The organism is Streptococcus cristatus (assembly GCF_001578775.1).
Lineage (GTDB): Bacteria > Bacillota > Bacilli > Lactobacillales > Streptococcaceae > Streptococcus > Streptococcus cristatus_A.
In genome coordinates this window covers 1,509,097-1,524,947 of record NZ_KQ969062.1, presented here as the reverse complement: position 1 = coordinate 1,524,947, position 15,851 = coordinate 1,509,097, and the positions used below count along the sequence as shown (strand labels likewise).

Here is a 15,851-nt window from a genome sequence, read left to right as displayed (position 1 = left end):
CATGTACCAAAACTTACAAAAGAAGTTGGAAGAAGAGACCCCTTTCTATTGTGAAGAAGAAATCTTATGGTTGCTGGATCATATTGGTCATCCAGAAGCGGCAATCCGTGATGAGTTAGTCTTTTCGTCCTTTGCAAGGGGACTTCAGACTGATTTGTTTTCAGTTGAACAGTTTCGTTTCTTGGCTCAAGAAGCAGTCAAAAGACAAGGACTTTTTTACAAGAGTGACGAAAATGGTCAAGCCACCTTAACACGTTCCTTCACGGCTTTACTTTATGCTAATCTCTTAAACTGCGATGGTAATCCAGACTCTTCGTATTATCAGGCTTTATCAGTGCAAGAAAGAACCTATTTACTAGATAAGGGGCTAACCTATTTATCAGTCGAAAGAGACACAAGGGGTTACTCCAGGAAATACGGTTGGGTTCATGCCTTCGCTCATGGAGCAGACTTATTGGCAGAAGTGGCTTGTTATCCGGACTTTCCCTCCAGTAGGATGCCAGAGATTCTAGAGGTCATTCATCAAGTTTTTAAAAGAGTTCCAGTCCGTTTCAGAAATGATGAGGACTGGCGCTTAGCCCAGGTGCTCTATCAAGCTGTTTTAAAGGAAAAACTGTCGCAGCATGAACTGAGACTGTGGCTTCAATCACAGAGTTTTCCACTGGAAAGCAACCAAGACTTCGTTGCTTTTTCCAATTTTCGTTCCTGTTTATTAGAAGTCTATGTGCAGTTGGACATCAAAAAACAGCTCTCAGATGAGCTGAGAACTGCTATTCAACATTTCCATTACTGAACTTCAATCACCGTTAAAGCATCTCGCAATTCGTCTACTAGGTGTTTTTTCTTATAGTCTCGAAATTCGACTAAATCTTTAACAGCATTATAACGCTTGTGCAGGCGATACATCTGGGGAATTTTATACTGAGGAAAGTCATTAAAAAAGTTTCGAGTCAGTTCCCATTCACGGATGTAGCCTAGAGGACGCATATGATAGCGAACGCCTTCAATGACACGGCTTTGGTGGCGGTGATGAAGATGGCCGAAAACAACCTCTTTCACCTTGTATTTGACAAAGAGCCGATGAAAAGCTTGGCTTCCTAGGAAGGCGTTGAAGCGCTGGAAGTAGGGATGGTCGTATAGAAAGTATTGATGGGGGACAAAATGCAGAGCGACAATAATGGGACCATCTAAAGTCATCAGCAGTTTTTCCAACTCTTGCAGCGTCTGAGCTGTAATGCTAGGGTCGTCGAGTTGACGCTCCAATCTGCGGTCAAACCAGAAATTGGTCTTGGTTCTCAGATGCTCTTCCTTGCTTTTTTCTGGAACAAAGCTATAGTCATACCAGCCAGAAAAGCTGACGAGCTTGGTTTGTCCGAACTGCTGGACCTGAAAATCGTGGTTTGAAATTTCTTGCTCAGAAAGTCCCAGCATATCGTGATTTCCAAGATTAAAAGAAAGGGGAATCTCTTGCTTCAAAGTTTCAAGAAAGGGCAAACTAATCTTGGTCAGGTCGTTGGACAGGTCCCCAGCGATGTGTAGGTGGTCAATCCCTTCCTCTTTTAAAAGTTGGCGAAGAGTTTGTTGCTCGAAATCTCCAAACTGATTGGAGTCCAGATGGAGGTCGCTCATAAATCCGATTCTTGTCATGATTTTAGTCTAGCATATTTTGCAAAACTTGAAAATATTTAAGCGTCTTATGGAGGGTATCACCTCTATTCGAATACCTAATAGATTATTAAAACCTTGTAATCCGGGATACTTCTTCCAACCCCATGTCATTATATTACTTTTTTAACAATTCCGTAACAAGCAGCTCCCATTCTTGCCTATCTACTAAAAATTGTATAAAATGAAGGAGCTTCATTATCCGATTAGGCAAATGTCTGAAAATGTGTTATAATAAAACGATGTATGAAAAGAGGTATTTATGGACATTTCAGAAATTCGTCAAAAGATTGACGCAAATCGTGAAAAATTAGCTTCTTTCAGGGGGTCTCTTTGACTTAGAGGGACTGGAAGAAGAAATTGCTATCTTAGAAAATAAGATGACAGAGCCTGATTTTTGGGATGACAATATAGCTGCCCAAAAGACATCTCAGGAACTGAATGAACTCAAGCAGACCTACGAGAATTTTCATCAGATGACAGACCTGTTTGATGAATCAGAAATTCTGCTTGATTTTTTAGCGGAAGATGATACGCTGCAGGAAGAATTAGAAGAAAAGCTGGCTGAACTGTCTGCAATGATGACCAGCTATGAGATGACTCTCTTGCTGTCAGAGCCTTATGATAATAACAACGCCATTCTTGAAATTCACCCGGGCTCTGGTGGTACAGAGGCCCAGGATTGGGGAGATATGCTGCTGCGTATGTATACACGCTTTGGCAATGCCAAGGGCTTCAAAGTAGAGGTCTTGGACTATCAGGCTGGTGATGAAGCGGGTATTAAGTCAGTGACCCTTTTCTTTGAAGGGCCGCATGCTTATGGTCTACTTAAGTCAGAAATGGGTGTTCACCGCTTGGTTCGGATTTCGCCATTTGATTCAGCGAAACGCCGTCATACTTCCTTTACTTCAGTAGAGGTCATGCCAGAGCTCGATGATACGATTGAAGTAGAAGTCCGTGATGATGACATTAAGATGGATACTTTCCGTTCAGGTGGAGCCGGCGGACAGAACGTCAATAAGGTATCAACTGGTGTGCGATTGACCCATATTCCGACAGGAATTGTCGTACAGTCTACCGTTGACCGGACCCAGTATGGCAACCGTGACCGAGCTATGAAAATGCTGCAGGCTAAGCTCTATCAGCTAGAGCAAGAGAAAAAAGCAGCAGAAGTCGATTCGCTTAAGGGAGATAAGAAAGAAATCTCTTGGGGCAGTCAGATTCGTTCTTATGTCTTCACTCCTTATACCATGGTCAAAGATCATCGAACCAGCTATGAAGTGGCTCAGGTAGATAAGGTGATGGACGGAGACTTAGACGGCTTTATTGATGCCTATTTAAAATGGAGACTCAACTAAAAACAGAGTGAAATCGCTAGATAAAAACTCTGATGAAAGGAATTGTACTAATTCATGTCAATGATTGAAATGAAAGACGTTGTTAAAAAGTATGACAACGGGACAACTGCTCTACGTGGTGTATCTATACATATCGAACCAGGTGAATTTGCCTATATTGTAGGACCATCAGGAGCAGGTAAATCAACCTTTATTAGACTCCTCTATCGTGAAATTAAAATCGATAAAGGGAACCTTGCTGTAGCAGGTTTTAACTTGGGGAAAATTAAGAAACGGGATATTCCAATGCTGCGCCGTAGAGTTGGTGTGGTTTTCCAAGACTATAAACTACTTCCTAAGAAGACCGTTTATGAGAATATTGCCTATGCTATGGAAGTTATCGGTGAGCGTCGTAGAAATATCAAGAAACGCGTCATGGAAGTTTTGGATCTGGTTGGCCTTAAGCACAAGGTCCGTTCCTTCCCTAATGAGTTATCAGGGGGAGAACAGCAACGGATTGCAATTGCGCGTGCCATTGTTAACAATCCTCAGGTTTTGATTGCTGACGAGCCGACTGGTAACTTGGACCCAGATAATTCATGGGAAATCATGAATTTGCTGGAGCGCATTAACCTGCAAGGAACTACAGTTCTGATGGCGACTCACAATAGTCAGATTGTAAATACCCTACGTCACCGCGTCATTGCTATCGAAAATGGTCGTGTGGTGCGTGATGAGGCGGAAGGAGAATACGGATACGATGATTAGAAGGTTTTTCCGTCATTTGATTGAATCGCTTAAGAGCCTTAAGCGGAATGGTTGGATGACAGTCGCAGCTGTGAGTTCAGTTACGATTACTCTCAGTTTAGTTGCTATCTTTGCCTCTGTTATTTTAAATACCGCAAAGCTAGCGTCTGATATTTCAAACAACGTTCGTATTGTTGTCTATATGCGTAAAGACATCGCTGACAACAGCGAAACAATCGTTAAAGAAGGTCAGACCGTTAAAAATAATGAATACCATAAGATTTATGACGCCCTAACTTCAATGGATCATGTCTCAAAGGTTACTTACTCAAGTAAAGAAGAACAGTATGAAAAGCTGACAGAGACAATGGGAAGTGAATGGAAGGTCTTTGAGGGGGATTCAAACCCACTTTATGATGCTTACATTGTCGACACGACAGAGCATAAATACGTAGATTCCGTTGCGGCAGAAGCCAAGAAGTTGGAAGGCGTTTCGGAAGTGCAGGATGGTGGAGCTAATACGCAAAAACTCTTTGCCTTATCTGATTTCATTCGAGTGTGGGGACTGGTAGGGGCAGGCTTGCTCATCTTTATTGCGATCTTCCTGATTTCCAATACCATTCGGATTACTATTATTTCACGGAGTCGTGAGATTCAGATTATGCGCTTAGTGGGTGCAAAAAATAGCTATATCCGCGGTCCCTTCCTATTTGAGGGCGCTTGGATCGGTTTGCTAGGTTCAGTTTTACCAGTAGTCTTAGTTTATTTTGGTTATAATATGGCCTATCAGACCATGAATAAAAATCTCGTTGCGCAAAATCTTTCCATGATTGAGCCACACTTGTTTGTCCCTGCTATGATTGGGGCTGTATCAGTCTTGGGAATCTTTATCGGTTCACTTGGTTCATCCATTTCTATGAGACGATTTTTGAAGATTTAATAAAAAAACAGCCTACAAAGGCTGTTCGGATTGAAAACAAACATCATTTGGTGTTTGTTTTTTTATTGTATTAAAAATATAAATTACTACTATCGCTTTGTTTTCGATAGGCCGAGGCTGATTATAATGAGGGTCAAAAAGAATGCAGACAAGAGGCCTTTTGTGGTACTGTTTAAAAAAGGCTTGTCAAAAACATAAAAATTATAAGCAGAAAAACCTAATCCAAGGAGAGTTAGTATAGCTGAAATAGCCAGCAGAATTAACCAAATTTTTCTTTTATCCATCATGAAGACCATCCTTTGTTTTCTATGAACTAAGTATATCATAATAAGCAAAAAGCGACATGACATGGATGACAGATTGTAGAGCAATATCCTACCTTTTTCTAAAAGCTCCTCTTTTCATTCTTACATAGAAATAGTCATTTACTAGATAAAAAATGAGGCAGTCTTGTTATCTACCTCACTATCAGTTTATTGGAAAAATGGATTGAAATTCTTTTCGTGGCCAATCGTTGTGTCATTTCCATGGCCGGGATAGACGCGATAGTCTTTGGGCAAGACAAATAACTCTTCGCGGATGCCAGCAAGGAGCTGGTCCATATTACCAGTTGGTAGATCTGTTCTGCCGATGGTTTCACGGAAGAGAGCATCACCAGTCAGAACGACCTGATCTTCTGGGAAAATAATGGAAACTCCTCCGATAGAATGACCAGGTGTCTGCACAGCATAGAAATGAAAGTCGTCCAGTTGGTAGTCTTGGTGATAGGCGAAATAATGTTCGGCAGATCTGAGAATGACGTCTTCCAAATCTGCATGGCGGTCAAGACCTGATAGATTATCAGTAGGAGTATAGAGCCAGCTTGCTTCGCTCTCCGCTACATAGACGGGCGGATTGGCAAAGTTATCTCGGACCTTATCCAGACTCATGATATGATCGTAATGCGTATGAGTCAGCAAAATAGCAGTGATGGGCTTAGCAATTTCTTCTAGCTTGCGTTGGATCTTCCGCCAGTCGCTGCCTGGGTCAACTACGATGACATGACGGTCATTTTCAAGGATATAAGTGTTTTCAAAAGCGATGAGATTGACAATTTTGTGAACTTTCATTGGGCTTCCTTTGCGTATGTTTTCTCAATAAAGAGTGTAACAAAAAAGCAGAAATTTTGCACAAAATTTATTTTGAGGCTCAGCTTATTTTCAGATGTTTCAAGCTGGCATTTGTGATATAATCATAGCAGTATGACACAATCGAACTATAAATATGCTGTCATCGACTTGGAGGCTACAAGTGCGAACAGCAATGCAAAAATTATTCAAATCGGCATTGTCATCATTGAAAACGGGGTGATTTGCCAAACTTATGAAACAGATGTGAATCCGCATGAGGACTTGGATGAGCATATTAAACAGCTGACAGGATTGGATGATCAGCGCTTGCGTCAAGCTCCAGACTTCTCACAGGTTGCCCGTGAAGTTTACGAGCTGATTGAGGATGCGATTTTTGTCGCCCATAATGTCAAGTTTGATGCCAATCTATTGGCAGAAGCTCTCTTTTGGGAAGGTTTTGACCTGCTGACTCCAAGAGTAGATACGGTGGAACTAGCTCAGGTTTTCTATCCGACTTTTGATAAATATGCCTTGGGGAACCTGTGCGAACTTCTGGAGATTCCTCTGGAAAATGCTCATACCGCTTTGGCAGATGCTCAGGCGACAGCTCAGCTATTTCTAAAAATCCAGAAAAAGATGACTGGACTGCCAAAAGCTTTATTAGAGAAGGTGCTTGAATTTTCCGATAGTCTTATCTATGAGTCACGGCTAGCGATCAAAGAGATTTTTCAGTCGATGCCAGAGGATTCTTGTCAGGCTTTGCAGGAAACTCACGGCATCTTTTTGAAAAGGCCGAGAATCTTGCCGCCTGAAAAGAAACTTTCGCAGGACTTTCTGACCAACCTTTATCTGCTAGGGCTGGACGAGCGTCCCGACCAGCTGAGATTTGCGCAGTATGTGACTGAGGCGCTTAGTCAGACTGCGGCTAGCTTTTTAGAGGCCCAGACAGGGCTTGGTAAGACCTTTGGCTATTTATTGCCTATTTTGGCTCATGGTAGGGAAAGAGTCTTGGTAACCGTTCCTACGAAGATTTTACAGGACCAGCTGATGCAAAAGGAAGGCCGACTCTTAGAGGAAGTCTTTCATATCTCCTTTCATAATCTCAAAAGTCCCGAAAATTATCTGAAATTAGATTATTTTTATCAAAGTCTCTCGGTCTTGGATGATAATCGACTTGTTAATCGTTGTAAAATGCAGCTTTTGGTTTGGCTGACAGAGACGGAGACGGGTGATTTAAATGAAATAGGTCAGGCTTATCGTTTCGAGTCTTACTTTAGCCAGATACGCCATGATGGGAAATTAAGCAAGCATTCGCTTTTTTATGAAGAGGATTTTTGGCGACTGGGGCAGGTCAAGACGGCTAGCAGTCGTGTCGTGATTACCAATCATGCTTATCTTTTGACGCGCCTAGAAGATGACCAGTCTTTGCTGGACAATCGGATGCTGGTGGTGGACGAGGCTCAAAAAATGTTTTTTGCCTTGGAAAGTTTTTCGCAGGCCAGTATCAATTTGACCAAACAATTGCAAACTATCAGTCAGGCTCTGCAGACAGAAAAACAGATTTTACAAGAAAGACTCTTGCAAAGCATCCAATTTGAATTGGCGGATGCTGCTGAAAAGCAGGGAGGCAAGACCAGTGAGTTGGATTCCAAGAAGATAGCCAAGTTACGTCAGGATGTGTCTGAACTGGATGAGAGTTTGCTGCCAGAACTCAGGGAATTGTTTTCAACTAAGTACCAATACTACTGGCTAACGAAAGAACAATTGACTGATCATCGTCTAATTAAGCTTCATGCTGGGCGCTCAGAACTGATGAGATTTAAGGATTTCCTGCCTGAGACAGTTAAGGTAATCTTAGTTTCTTCTACTTTGGAGATTAGTTCCAAGGTGAATTTGCCTCAATTACTAGGTTTTGAGGATTATCATTTTTATAAACTTCCTCAACAAAAGAAGCCCCTGCAGAAACTTTTCTTAGATCTAGATTTTCCAGATGTGGTGGAGTTATCAACGCAGGAATACGCTGAGAGGATTGTCGCAAGCTTGGAGAGTTTAGCTCTACTGGATCTGCCGATGGTGGTTCTCTTTACCTCCAAGGATTTATTGCTGGCCACTTCAGACCAGCTGATCTTGCCGCATTTGGCCCAGTATAAGAACGGCGAGCCAGCCAATATCAAGCAGCGCTTTGACAAGGGAGAGGCCTCTATCTTACTGGGAGCAGGCAGTTTCTGGGAAGGAGCTGATTTTGCTCAGCAAGAGCAAATCATTCAGCTCATCACGCGGATTCCTTTTGATAATCCCAAAGATTTCTTTGTGCAAAAAATCAATCATCATCTGAAGGCAGAAGGCAAAAATCCTTTTTACGATTATCAGTTACCGTCAGCTATTTTACGATTGAAGCAGGCCATGGGGCGAACCCGTCGCAATGAACACCAGAAGTCGGCGGTTATTCTTCTAGACAAGCGTATTTCAACCAAGCGCTACGGTCGGCAAATCCAGCAAAATCTAAATCAGCTGGCATCTCTAGAAATGCTGTCGCAGCGGGATATCGTAAAGGAATTAAAAGATTTTTTCGACTAAAACTGCTTGAAAACAGTCAATTTTATCTGGCTGTTTTTCTAAATGATTGCAAATTTTCTCGGCTACTGATGCCAAAAATCTGCTATAATGAAAAGAATAGGAAGAAGGTTGTGACGTGAAAAAAAATCTACTAGGAATTTCTCTATCATTTGCGATAGCGGTTGTTTCCATTTGTTTAGGAAATTGGTTTCCGCTGATTGGATCCAGTGTGTTTGCCATCGTTTTAGGAATTTTGCTCAGTAATTTATGGAAACTTCCAGATGCTTTTCAGCCGGGCTTGACCTATGCAGGAAAGAAACTACTTCAATATTCTATTATCTTTTTAGGTTTTTCTATGTCCATCGGCAAGGTTTCTGCGACGGGTTTATCTTCTTTGAAGATTAGTCTTTTAACCATTTTGATTGCTTTCTTAGCGGCTTATGCAGCTGGAAAGTTCTTCAAGATGAGACGTGTTTTAACCATTTTGATTGGCTTTGGAACGGCTATTTGCGGTGGATCGGCTATTGCAGCAGCTTCGCCTATTTTAGAAGCAGAAGAAGAGGATATCGCTCTTTCCATTTCAACCATCTTCTTTTTCAATATTTTAGCTGTTTTTATCTTTCCTTTTCTGGGGCATCTCATGCAGATGTCCGATGGATATTTTGGAACTTGGGCAGGGACGGCCATCAATGATACTTCGTCAGTCGTTGCGGCAGGTTATACTTACAGTCAAGCGGCGGGAGATTTGGCAACCATTGTCAAACTGAGCCGAGCCTTGATGATTGTACCCGCCTGTCTCATCTTTGCAGGCTATCGATATGTCCGAGATAAGCGGTCAGCTCAAAAAGTAGACCTCAAGAAAATTTTTCCCTGGTTTATTCTGTGGTTTGTCTTGGCTTCTGTGGTGAGCAGCTTGGGAATTTTTCCATCAAATCTAGTTCCTTACACAAAGCTGTTGTCCCAATGGCTGATGGCTATGGCCTTAGCCGGAATTGGAGCCAAGGTTTCATTCAAACAGTTCAAGGAAGCTGGAGCGGGACCATTATTAACCGGAGCTTTTGCTTGGTTCTGCGTCGCAGTCTCTAGCTTGATTATCCAATATTTTTTGTAAGAAAGGAAAATTATGCTTTCACAGCAAAGAACCTTTGAGTCGCGGATTGATTACAGCTTGCTTTTACCTGTCTTGCTCTTACTATCAATCGGAGTTACGGCTATTTATATAGCGGTTAGCCATGATTATCCAAATAATGTCTTGCAGATTGTTGGTCAGCAAGTAGTTTGGATTTTATTAGGCTTTCTGATTAGCTTTATCGTTATGTTTTTTAACACTAAGTTTCTTTGGAAGATGACGCCTTTTCTGTATCTTTTAGGCTTAGGACTTATGGTTCTTCCGCTTGTATTTTATAGTGAGAGCTTAGTGGCTTCTACAGGGGCAAAAAACTGGGTATCTATTCGTGGGGTTACTCTCTTTCAGCCATCTGAATTTATGAAAATTTCATATATTTTGATGCTGTCGCGAGTTGTAGTGAAGTTTCTGCAGCAAAATAAGAACTATGAGCGAACTATTGCTTTAGATCTCTTTTTGATTGTAAAATTAGCATTATATACCTTGCCGGTTTTGTTACTTTTGGCCTTGCAGAGTGATTTAGGAACAGCCCTAGTATTTGCTGCAATTTACTGCGGCATTGTTCTCTTATCTGGTGTTTCGTGGAAGATTATTCTACCAGTTTTCTTGACAATATCCCTTCTTTTTACTGTCTTTATGTTGATCTTTATTTCAAATGGTGGCCGTGCTTTTCTCCATGATTTAGGGATGCCGACTTATCAGATCAATCGGATCTCAGCCTGGCTCCATCCGTTTGAATATGCTCAGACAGTAACCTATCAGCAGGCACAGGGACAGATTGCTATTGGAAGTGGTGGTTTGCTAGGTCAAGGATTTAATGTCTCAAATCTTCTAGTACCTGTCCGTGAAAGTGATATGATTTTCACCGTGATTGCGGAGGATTTTGGTTTTCTTGGTTCGAGTTTGGTGATTGTTATTTATCTGTTTTTGATTCATCGTATGCTTCAGATTACTATTAAGTCCAACAATCAGTTCTACACCTATATTTCTACTGGTCTCATTATGATGCTGCTCTTTCATATTTTTGAAAATATTGGTGCTGTGACAGGGATTTTGCCTTTGACAGGAATTCCGCTTCCTTTCATTTCTCAAGGAGGCTCCTCCATCGTCAGCAATCTCATCGGAATCGGTCTCCTACTGTCTGTCTCTTATCAAAATAGCCTAGAAGAGGAGAAACATGCGGTGACTCTGCCTATTCGTAAAAAAATTGTACTTAGAAAAATAAAATAAGAAGTGGATACCTTGTATCCTAGAAAGGTGTTTTACATGAAAAAAGTAGCTCTCATGTTAGCCAATGGCTTTGAAGAAATTGAAGCCCTCACTGTTGTCGATGTCTTGCGTCGTGCAGGCTTTATCTGCGATATGATTGGTTTTGAAGAGGCTGTGACCGGCTCTCACCAGATTACTGTCAAAGCCGATCAAGTCTGGAATGGGAATCTATTTGCCTATGATATGGTTGTTCTTCCAGGGGGTATGCCAGGATCAACAAATCTACGAGATGACGACCGCCTGATGGAAGTTCTACAGGAATTTCAAGCAGAAGGTAAATTTGTCGCAGCGATTTGTGCCGCTCCGATTGCTCTTGACCGCGCAGGTCTGCTGAATGGCAAGAACTTCACTTGCTACGATGGAGTGGAAGCAAACATTGAGAATGGTAGCTATCAGAAGCAGACCGTTGTCGTAGATGGAAAGTTAATCACCAGCCGTGGCCCCTCCACAGCCCTGCCTTTTACTTATGAGTTGGTTCAACAGTTAGGCGGAGATGCGGACCAATTGGCAAGTTCTATGCTTTTTAAAGACGTTTTTGAGAAGTAAAAAATTCACTCGATTTTCGGGTGAATTTTTTCTGTCTAAGTTGGATGAAAAATCTATGAAAATATGCTATTTCATCATAAATAAAAGCCCTTTTTTTCAAAAAATATGATATAATAAAGGGCATGAATTATCAAGATTACATCTGGGATTTGGGTGGGACTCTCTTGGATAATTATGAGACTTCAACCGCAGCTTTTGTCCATACCTTGCAGGATTTTGGTCTGACTGGGAGTCATGATGAAGTGTACAAGGCTCTCAAGGTCTCAACAGATTATGCAGTCCGCCAGTTTGCCCCTAGAAATAAGGGATTTTTAAAGGCTTATAAGGCGAATGAAGCCAAGGAATTAGAACATCCGATCTTATTTGAGGGAGCTTCAGAATTATTAGCACAAATTATCCAGCAGGGTGGTAGAAATTTTTTGATTTCTCACCGAGATGATCAGGTGTTAGAGATTTTGCAGAAGACGCAGATCAGTGCTTATTTTACAGAAGTAGTGACGGCTACTAATGGTTTTAAACGCAAGCCAGACCCTGAGTCTATGCTGTATTTAAAAGATAAATACCAGATTGAGTCTGGGCTGGTTATAGGAGATCGGCCGATTGATATCGAAGCTGGTCAGGCGGCAGGATTTAGCTGCTATCTCTTTGATAATATGAGAAATCTTGAAGAATTTGTAGATATTGAACTAGAAAAGGAATAACATGACAGAAGAAAAGCAACAAGACATACAAGCGCAAGAGTATGACGCCAGTCAGATTCAGGTCTTGGAGGGGTTAGAAGCCGTTCGGATGCGTCCTGGTATGTATATCGGTTCGACCTCCAAGGAAGGTCTGCACCACTTAGTATGGGAAATTGTTGACAATTCGATTGATGAAGCCTTGGCTGGCTTTGCCAGTCACATTCAAGTTTTTATTGAAAAAGATAATTCGATTACAGTTGTTGACGATGGTCGAGGCATTCCGGTTGATATTCAGGAGAAGACAGGCCGTCCAGCTGTGGAGACCGTCTTTACTGTCCTTCACGCTGGAGGAAAATTCGGCGGTGGCGGATATAAGGTTTCAGGAGGTCTGCACGGTGTAGGCTCTTCCGTTGTAAATGCCCTGTCCACTCAGCTGGATGTCCGTGTTTATAAAAACGGCCAGATTCATTACCAAGAATACCGTCGCGGTCATGTAGTCGCTGATCTAGAAGTCATCGGTGAGACAGATCGTACAGGTACGACAGTCCACTTTACACCGGATCCAGAGATTTTCACTGAAACAGTAGAATTTGACTTTGAGAAGCTTAATAAACGGGTGCAGGAATTAGCTTTCCTCAATCGTGGCCTCAGAATTTCCATCACAGATAAGCGAGATGGAATGGAGCAGGCCAAGGATTACCACTATGAGGGTGGGATTGCCAGCTATGTCCAATACATCAATGAAAACAAGGATGTAATCTTCGAAACGCCGATTTATACTGATGGCGAAATGGACGACATTACGGTTGAAGTCGCTATGCAGTACACGACCGGCTACCATGAAACAGTCATGAGCTTTGCCAATAATATCCACACCCACGAGGGTGGAACGCATGAGCAGGGTTTCCGAACAGCCCTAACTCGGGTTATCAATGACTATGCCAAGAAAAATAAACTTCTCAAAGAAAATGAGGACAATCTGACTGGGGAAGATGTGCGTGAGGGACTGACAGCAGTTATCTCTGTTAAGCACCCAAACCCTCAGTTTGAAGGTCAGACCAAGACCAAGCTGGGCAATAGTGAAGTAGTCAAGATTACCAATCGCCTCTTCAGTGAAGCCTTCTCTGATTTCCTTTTGGAAAATCCTGCGGTGGCTCGAAAAATCGTTGAAAAGGGAATTTTGGCTTCGAAGGCCAGAATTGCTGCCAAGAGAGCTCGGGAAGTAACCCGCAAGAAGTCTGGCTTGGAAATCTCTAATCTGCCAGGAAAATTGGCTGATTGCTCGTCCAACAACCCACAGGAAACAGAACTCTTTATCGTGGAGGGAGACTCAGCAGGTGGTTCAGCTAAGTCTGGGCGTAACCGTGAATTTCAGGCTATTTTGCCGATTCGCGGTAAAATTCTCAACGTTGAAAAAGCCAGCATGGATAAGATTCTGGCTAATGAAGAAATCCGCAGTCTCTTTACTGCGATGGGAACTGGTTTTGGGGCTGACTTTGATGTCAGCAAGGCTCGCTATCATAAATTAGTCATCATGACTGATGCGGACGTGGATGGAGCTCACATTCGGACTTTGCTCCTGACTTTGATTTACCGCTACATGAAGCCAGTTCTGGAAGCAGGCTATGTCTACATCGCCCAACCACCCATCTACGGTGTCAAGGTCGGCAGCGAGGTAAAAGAATACATCCAGCCAGGTGCTAACCAAGAAGAAGAACTGCAAGCTGCTCTTGAGCGCTATAGCGAAGGTCGCTCTAAGCCGACGATTCAGCGTTACAAAGGTTTGGGAGAAATGGATGACCATCAGTTGTGGGAAACGACCATGAATCCAGAACACCGTCTAATGGCGCGAGTTTCTGTTGATGATGCAGCGGAAGCTGATAAGATTTTTGATATGCTGATGGGAGATCGTGTAGAGCCTCGTCGTGACTTTATCGAAAAAAATGCAGTATATAGCACACTTGATGTCTAAAAAGTTAGAAAAAACAACCATTACAAATGAATTTGTGATATAATCAATATGTTTGCTTTTTAGTAAAAGAATGAAGGAGTTTTATATGTCTAATGGACTGATTATTCTCATTATTGTAGTAGCAGCACTATTAATTTTAGGCTATTTTACTGCTATCTATATGAGAAAACGAAATGAAGCGAAGCTTCGAAGTTTGGAGGAGAAAAAAGAGGAACTTTACAATCTTCCTGTGAATGATGAAGTGGAAGAAGTTAAAAATTTACATTTGATTGGGCAAAGTCAAGTGACTTTCCGTGAATGGAATCAAAAATGGGTAGATCTCTCTTTGAATTCATTTGCTGATATTGAGAACAATCTCTTTGAGGCAGAGGGCTACAATAATTCTTTCCGTTTCCTCAAAGCTAAGCATGCGATCGAAAACATTGAGAGCCAAATTGATTTAATCAGTGAAGATATTCATGCGATTCGTCAGGCTTTAGAAGATCTGAAGAAACAAGAATCTAAAAATAGCGGACGAGTTTTACACGCCCTAGATCTATTTGAAAATTTGCAGCATACTGTGGCTAGCAATCCTGACGCTTATGGACGAGCTCTTGCAGAAATTCAGAAGCAAATGGAAAATATTGAGTCTGATTTCTCTCAATTTGTTACTCTCAACTCTTCAGGGGATCCTGTGGAAGCGGCAGAAATCTTAGACAAAACAGAAGATCGTATCTTGGCACTAACACAGATCGTCGAAAAAGTTCCAGCAATTGTAGAAGACTTGACTGAGAAATTACCAGATCAATTAGAAGATTTGGAGTCTGGCTACCGCAAACTATTGGAAACCAATTATCATTTTATTGAGACTGACTTAGAGGCCCGTTTCCAACAACTTCGTGCTAGTTTGAAACGAAATGAAGAAAATCTTGCAGCTTTGGAGTTGGATAATGCCTTGTATGAGAATGAACAAATTCAAGAGGAAATCGATGCTCTGTATGCTATCTTTACTCGAGAAATTGAAGCTCATAAAGTCGTTGAGAAGTTGGTGAACTACCTTCCTGAATATCTAGAACACACTAAAGAGAATAACCAACAGCTTCAAAGCGAAATGGAACGTTTATCACTTTCCTTCTTGCTGCCAGAGCCTGAAATAAATCATATCAAGGATTTGAAATCTGAATTATCTGCTCAAGAAGCAGTGGTTCACTCTTCACTTGAAGATACAGCTGAAATGAAGAAACCTTTCTCATTGGTTAGAGAAGAGTTGGAAGCTATTCAAGACCGATTGAAAGAAATCGAAGATGAACAGATTGAACTTGGTGAGCAGCTAGAAAAGATCGAAAAAGACGATGTCAATGCCCGTCAAAAGGTTACGATTTACGCTAATAAATTGCATACGATTAAGCGATTTATGGAAAAACGTAATTTACCGGGTATTCCAGAGTCCTTCTTAACAATTTTCTTTGGAGCAAGCGACTATATTGAGGAGCTGGCTAGAGAGTTGGAGGCAACTCGTGTGAATATTGAATCTGTGAACCGCTGGTTAGAGATTCTGGCAAATACAATGAGTGAGTTGGAAGAAGAGACATATCGAATCGTTCGAAATTCTACCTTAACAGAGCAGTTGCTACAATACTCTAACCGTTATCGTTCCTTCGATGATAATGTGCAGGCAGCCTTCAATGAATCCCTTCATGCCTTTGAAGTTGAATTTGATTATGCAAAAGCTTTGGAAATTATTTCAAAAGCCTTGGATATTGTTGAGCCTGGAGTTTCGGCTCGTTTTATCAATTCATATGAAAAAACACGCGAAAATATTCGCTTCTAAGAAAGTTCCTTCGGGGACTTTTTTCTTTGCAATCTAGCTTGTCTTGTCACTGAAAATCCTGTATAATACAACAAATCACAGAAAACTTGAGGTG

14 protein-coding genes are annotated in these 15,851 nt (G+C 41.7%); 11 read left to right on the top strand and 3 right to left on the bottom strand.

The window, feature by feature from the left end; all coding sequences use genetic code 11:
• The first annotated feature begins 1 nt into the window (after position 1).
• Positions 2 to 793: a DUF2785 domain-containing protein gene (locus SCRDD08_RS07470; protein WP_061423075.1), complete on the top strand. Its 792-nt coding sequence runs from the start codon at positions 2 to 4 to the stop codon at positions 791 to 793.
• On the opposite strand, the gene SCRDD08_RS07465 is transcribed toward SCRDD08_RS07470, so the two are convergent.
• Positions 787 to 1,647, bottom strand: a complete 861-nt coding sequence (locus tag SCRDD08_RS07465; RefSeq protein ID WP_061423074.1) for a metallophosphoesterase — start codon at positions 1,645 to 1,647, stop codon at positions 787 to 789. The genes SCRDD08_RS07470 and SCRDD08_RS07465 overlap by 7 nt on opposite strands.
• Positions 1,648 to 1,927: 280 nt before the next feature.
• On the opposite strand from SCRDD08_RS07465, the gene prfB reads away from it, so the two are divergent.
• The 3 genes from prfB (at position 1,928) to ftsX (ending at position 4,689) form a co-directional block, all read left to right on the top strand.
• Positions 1,928 to 3,023 (top strand): peptide chain release factor 2 gene (gene prfB, locus SCRDD08_RS07460; RefSeq protein ID WP_155719770.1). Its coding sequence is split into 2 segments (ribosomal slippage): positions 1,928 to 1,999 and positions 2,001 to 3,023, totalling 1,095 coding nucleotides; the frame shifts between segments, so codons are not numbered across the junction.
• Between the two features lie 54 nt (positions 3,024 to 3,077).
• Positions 3,078 to 3,770 carry a cell division ATP-binding protein FtsE gene (gene ftsE / locus SCRDD08_RS07455; protein ID WP_005589698.1) on the top strand — a complete coding sequence of 231 codons (693 nt, stop codon included), beginning with the start codon at positions 3,078 to 3,080 and terminating at the stop codon, positions 3,768 to 3,770.
• On the top strand, positions 3,763 to 4,689 hold the full coding sequence (gene ftsX, locus SCRDD08_RS07450; protein ID WP_061423072.1) for a permease-like cell division protein FtsX: 927 nt from the start codon (positions 3,763 to 3,765) through the stop codon (positions 4,687 to 4,689). The genes ftsE and ftsX overlap by 8 nt, the downstream gene beginning before the upstream one ends.
• 89 nt (positions 4,690 to 4,778) lie before the next feature.
• Here the strand turns inward: ftsX and SCRDD08_RS11675 are convergent, their stop codons facing one another.
• On the bottom strand, positions 4,779 to 4,976 hold the full coding sequence (locus SCRDD08_RS11675; protein WP_081104290.1) for a hypothetical protein: 198 nt from the start codon (positions 4,974 to 4,976) through the stop codon (positions 4,779 to 4,781).
• Between the two features lie 186 nt (positions 4,977 to 5,162).
• A complete protein-coding gene (locus SCRDD08_RS07440; RefSeq protein WP_061423071.1) occupies positions 5,163 to 5,798 on the bottom strand; it encodes an MBL fold metallo-hydrolase in 636 nt (211 codons plus the stop codon).
• A 132-nt stretch (positions 5,799 to 5,930) separates the two neighbouring features.
• Between SCRDD08_RS07440 and SCRDD08_RS07435 the strand changes: the two genes are divergently transcribed.
• The 7 genes from SCRDD08_RS07435 (at position 5,931) to ezrA (ending at position 15,757) form a co-directional block, all read left to right on the top strand.
• Positions 5,931 to 8,375 carry a bifunctional DnaQ family exonuclease/ATP-dependent helicase gene (locus tag SCRDD08_RS07435; protein WP_061423070.1) on the top strand — a complete coding sequence of 815 codons (2,445 nt, stop codon included), beginning with the start codon at positions 5,931 to 5,933 and terminating at the stop codon, positions 8,373 to 8,375.
• A gap of 115 nt (positions 8,376 to 8,490) precedes the next feature.
• Positions 8,491 to 9,465, top strand: coding sequence for a YeiH family protein (locus tag SCRDD08_RS07430; RefSeq protein ID WP_061423069.1), 975 nt, complete (start codon positions 8,491 to 8,493; stop codon positions 9,463 to 9,465).
• 12 nt (positions 9,466 to 9,477) lie between these two features.
• Complete coding sequence (locus SCRDD08_RS07425; protein ID WP_061423068.1) at positions 9,478 to 10,710, top strand: FtsW/RodA/SpoVE family cell cycle protein; 1,233 nt, start codon at positions 9,478 to 9,480, stop codon at positions 10,708 to 10,710.
• A 36-nt stretch (positions 10,711 to 10,746) separates the two neighbouring features.
• Complete coding sequence (locus SCRDD08_RS07420) at positions 10,747 to 11,295, top strand: DJ-1 family glyoxalase III (protein ID WP_061423067.1); 549 nt, start codon at positions 10,747 to 10,749, stop codon at positions 11,293 to 11,295.
• A gap of 122 nt (positions 11,296 to 11,417) precedes the next feature.
• Positions 11,418 to 11,996, top strand: coding sequence for an HAD-IA family hydrolase (locus tag SCRDD08_RS07415; protein ID WP_061423066.1), 579 nt, complete (start codon positions 11,418 to 11,420; stop codon positions 11,994 to 11,996).
• Between the two features lies 1 nt (position 11,997).
• Complete coding sequence (gene gyrB / locus SCRDD08_RS07410; protein WP_061423065.1) at positions 11,998 to 13,947, top strand: DNA topoisomerase (ATP-hydrolyzing) subunit B; 1,950 nt, start codon at positions 11,998 to 12,000, stop codon at positions 13,945 to 13,947.
• 85 nt (positions 13,948 to 14,032) lie between these two features.
• Positions 14,033 to 15,757 carry a septation ring formation regulator EzrA gene (gene ezrA, locus SCRDD08_RS07405; protein WP_061423064.1) on the top strand — a complete coding sequence of 575 codons (1,725 nt, stop codon included), beginning with the start codon at positions 14,033 to 14,035 and terminating at the stop codon, positions 15,755 to 15,757.
• Positions 15,758 to 15,851 lie beyond the last annotated feature (94 nt).